The sequence below is a fragment of the Desulfonatronospira sp. genome (assembly GCA_003563255.1).
GTDB lineage: Bacteria > Desulfobacterota > Desulfovibrionia > Desulfovibrionales > Desulfonatronovibrionaceae > Desulfonatronospira.
In genome coordinates, this window is record PWSL01000287.1 from 1 (window position 1) to 4070 (window position 4070).

The following is a 4070-nucleotide window of genomic DNA, read 5'->3' on the forward strand; positions in this document are numbered from 1 at the left end:
CAAATGAAAAACCAAAACCCTTTGTGCTTTCTTCCTTTGTGTCCTTTGCGCCGGGCCTGCCACGCTGAAAGCGTGGTTCAAACTTTCTTGTTTTTTATGACTGGGTTTCAGGAGTAGGCCACTAACCTTCAATAAAGCTACCCGCCGGATAGCCAATCAGCTGGAAATGAAATTATCTCCCCATCGGGGAGAGAATTGCAGAAAGGTCACCCATCAAGTGGCGAATTGATGCCAGTGAATAAAAGGCTGGGAAAAGGCTTTTCTCCGCAGCTTTCCTGGTCCCACTACCGTGCCTTGATGCGGGTAACGGACAAAAAAGCCCGTTTATTTTACGAGTTGGAGGCCATTGAATGCAGATGGAGCAAGGTGCAACTGGAACGACAGATTCATTCTTCTTATTACGAGCGGATCATATCTAATCGCGGCGAAGCCGGCCTGACAGCTCCTGACAGAGAACGCCTGCCTGGGAACCCCAGTTCTCCTGAGACAATGTTAAAATCACCCTATGTGTTAGAATTCCTCGGGTTGCCCGATTCTCCGAGCCTGCGTGAGACCACATTGGAGCAGGCTATCATTACCCATTTACAAAAATTTCTGGAACTGGGAAAAGGGTTTGCTCTTGTCGGGAGACAGAAACGGTTGCGCTTTGACGACACAGACCTCTACATCGATCTGGTGTTCTACAACTGCATTATCAAATGCTATCTGCTGATTGACCTCAAAATGGGTGAGCTTTCTTACAAGGATGTGGGGCAGATGGATGGGTATGTACGAATGTTTGATGATTTGTATACAGCAGATGATGACAACCCCACCATTGGACTGGTTCTCTGCACAAAGAAAAATGAAGCTGTTGCCAGATATTCGGTGCTGAGTGAGCGAAAACAGATTTTCGCTTCAAAATATATGCTTTATCTGCCAAGCGAAGAAGAGCTAAAGCTGGAATTAGAAAAAGAGCGCAAAATGATTGAGGATCACTTGGGGGATAACAAGTGAAACGCCAATTGGCATCAGCAAAAAAACTGATTGAGCACCTCATCACCTGGGGCGAGGTCACTCGATTTGAGCTGAGTGGTATTGCCGGTGCTCAGGAGTGGATTACAACCTTCGAAAACGCAGGCATTTTGCATACAGCAGCCACTGAGATCTGGAGCCTTTCACCCGAATTCTGGAGTCTGCTCCGGGAAGAGCCGGAGAAAGCCGTCCGCACCGCATTGTTTCAGATCCCGGAATATCGTGGCTACCTGATTTCCATTCTTGCCGAAGCTGTTGCATCCGCTGCCAAGCAGGGACTGTATGATGAAATTGAAAAATGGTCCGGCGATGAGCTGCTGCCATTTCTCTCAGTAATAAACCGGATGCTGAACGAAATTGAGGCCGACGGGAAACGAATCATCGATCAGAAGGCGGATCAAATACCCGCTCTGTTTGCATCGCTATCTGAAAGGCAGGACAACTGGGATAACTGGAACCAGGCTTTGCTGGGCAGAACAGCCCGGCCGCAGGTAACCATTCAGGGGGCAGATACCGGCCAGGGGGACAGTCCCCGCGACACCTTTCCTGCACAAATAAAAATATGACAAATGCTAAGTTGTGTGAACCTGTGCATAGATAGTACTTAGCGGGGACGGTCCCCAGGCCTGGTGCCAGCAATCAATAGCGAGGACCCCCTGAATGGTTATGCGGGGACTGTCCCCCTGGCCGGTACCTGCCCCCCTGAATGGTTACCTTCAACGAGTACTGCTCTTTGCATTATATCAACCGCCTCGGCACTGCAGGTCCTGTAGGAACCCGGTCAAAGGATCTGCTATGACTGCATCAGGCCGTGTTTTTTAAGCATCAGCTTGAAGTCCTGAATGCCCACAGGCTTGGGCAGATAGTCGTCCATGCCTTTTTTCAGGAAATATTCGCGGTCTCCTGGCCCGGTGTGGGCGGTAACCGCGATAATGGGAATGTTTTTTTTGCTGCCCAGCCCGTCTGTGCTGCGGATGCTGTTGGTGACCATGTCACCTGTGGTGCCCGGCATCTCTATGTCCATGAGTATGCAGTCGAACTCCCCCATAGCCAGCTCGGACATGACCCGATCCCCGTCTTCCACGGCCACAACCTGGTGGCCCTCGCCCTCCAGGACCTTCTGGAAAAAAAGCCGGGTCAGGGAGTCGTCGTCCGCCACAAGTATTTTCAGTCCGGTGGAATCTTGTCCGACGTTCAGTTTATGGCCCTGTTCATAATAACCTGCTTCTTCATGAGTCTTAAAGGGCAGGGTGACGTACACGGAAGTACCCTGTCCCTGGGTGCTTTCAATGGAGATACTTCCTCCCATGAGTTCTACAAGGCGATGCGTAACGCTCAGGCCCAGCCCGGCACCCTGGTGTCTGCGGGTGCTGGAACCGTTGGCCATGGTGAAGGGCTGAAGTATCGTTTCCAGCTTGTCTTTGGGAATGCCTTCACCGGTATCCGAAACTGTAAAAAGCAGATTCTTTTTTCCCTGCTCTGGGCTGTTGACCGGCGAGATATCCAGGCTGACTGTGCCCTGGCTGGTAAACTTGATGGAGTTGCCCAGCAGATTGTAAAGGACTTGGCGCACCCTGGTGGCATCGCCCAGTACTTTGGAGGGCAGTAAGGGGGAAAGGTTGAAATCTAAAGATACTCCCTTGTCCCGGGAGGTGATGGCGAAGAGCTCCGTAAGGACGTCGCAGATATCCCTGAGGCTGAACAGGTTTTCCTGGATATCGTTGCGGCCGGCTTCCAGGCGGGAGAGGTCCAGGATGTCCGAGAGGAGCTCCGTCAGACGTTTGGAGGCCTGCATGCCCATCTCAAGAAATTTTTTCTGTTCAGCTGTCGGGGAAGTACTCAAAAGCATCTGCATTACGCCGTCAATGCCATTCAATGGGGTGCGGATCTCATGACTCATGTTGGCCAGAAATACATTTTTGGCCTGGTTGGCGGCTTCGGCATCCTTTTTGGCATTTAAAAGGGCCTGCTGGGCCTGCTTCTGCAGGGTTATGTCCCGGCTGATGGCCAGCACGGTAACGATATTGCCGCTGCTGTCACGTTCCGGAACCATGCGGACATTATGTATCAGTCCTTCATTGTCCCCGCTGTAGAGGCTCATTTCCTCCTCCAGAGGTTCTCCGGAATCAAAGACTGTGGCGATGGATTTTTCCCAGAAGCGGCAGCAGGACTCGGAGTATCCCAGTTCACGGTGGGTCCTGCCGATGTATTCTCCGGGTTCGGTTATGCCCAGGTCCCGGATATTGTCTGAAACAGAAACATGCCTGGCCTGCCGGTCGAAACGGACAATGATGTCCGGCAGTTCTTCTATGAGGACTCGGCGGCTCTCTTCGCTTTCCCGCAGCAGGCGGTTCAGACGCAGGTGGGTCTCCACCCTGGCGTAGACTTCTTCGGGCTGAAAGGGCTTGCTTACATAATCCACGCCCCCTGTATTGTATGCCTGAACCTTGTCCGATACATCCTGCAGTGCGCTTATGAAAATAACCGGGATGTCCTGAAGATCCGGGTCCTGTTTCAGTTTCCTGCAGACCTCGAATCCGTCCATGCCGGGCATTCTTATGTCCAGGAGGATGAGGTCCGGCGGGGTTTTCGAGGCGGCTTCCAGGGCCTGTTGACCGCTGGGGAAGGCCACAACCTGGTGCCCTTTTTTAAGGAGCATATCCATGAGCAGGTTGAGGTTGGCCGGGGTATCGTCCACAATCATTATTCTGGCCTGGTGAAATTCCTGTTGCATTGTATATTGCTTCCTGTTTGATGGTTGGTATTTTTTAAAAAGCTTATTAACTTGAGAGTTCAAAGTTCCTGGTTCTTCGTTCCTGGTTGAAAGAAATAAAGTCAACAAATTTGGATAAGAAATGACCGCAGGAGCGGTCGGGCTACGCTCCCACGCAGAGCGTGGGAGCGATAAACCCCCAGATTATGCAAGCATTATGTAACACTTATTTTATGACAAACCCTAAGCACCGGAATGGTTCAGCCAGTGCATGATTCTGTCATACTCGAAATTACGGGCCATATCTTTGAGTTTCACGGCCGATTCCTGGTCCTGGCCGGCG

At 51.5% G+C, this 4070-nt stretch carries 3 protein-coding genes; 2 read left to right on the forward strand and 1 reads right to left on the reverse strand.

The genetic code is table 11. The features are described 5' to 3' along the window. The first annotated feature begins 195 nt into the window (after window positions 1-195). Together QZP87_RS08455 and QZP87_RS08460 are read left to right on the forward strand one after the other, a co-directional pair. A complete protein-coding gene (locus QZP87_RS08455; RefSeq protein WP_291322483.1) occupies window positions 196-996 on the forward strand; it encodes a PDDEXK nuclease domain-containing protein in 801 nt (266 codons plus the stop codon). Beyond that, window positions 993-1580, forward strand: a complete 588-nt coding sequence (locus QZP87_RS08460) for a hypothetical protein (protein WP_291322484.1) — start codon at window positions 993-995, stop codon at window positions 1578-1580. The genes QZP87_RS08455 and QZP87_RS08460 overlap by 4 nt, the downstream gene beginning before the upstream one ends. Window positions 1581-1807: 227 nt before the next feature. Here the strand turns inward: QZP87_RS08460 and QZP87_RS08465 are convergent, their stop codons facing one another. Continuing rightward, entirely contained in the window at window positions 1808-3748 is a 1941-nt protein-coding gene (locus QZP87_RS08465) for a response regulator (protein WP_291322485.1), read from the reverse strand. Window positions 3749-4070: the final 322 nt, after the last annotated feature.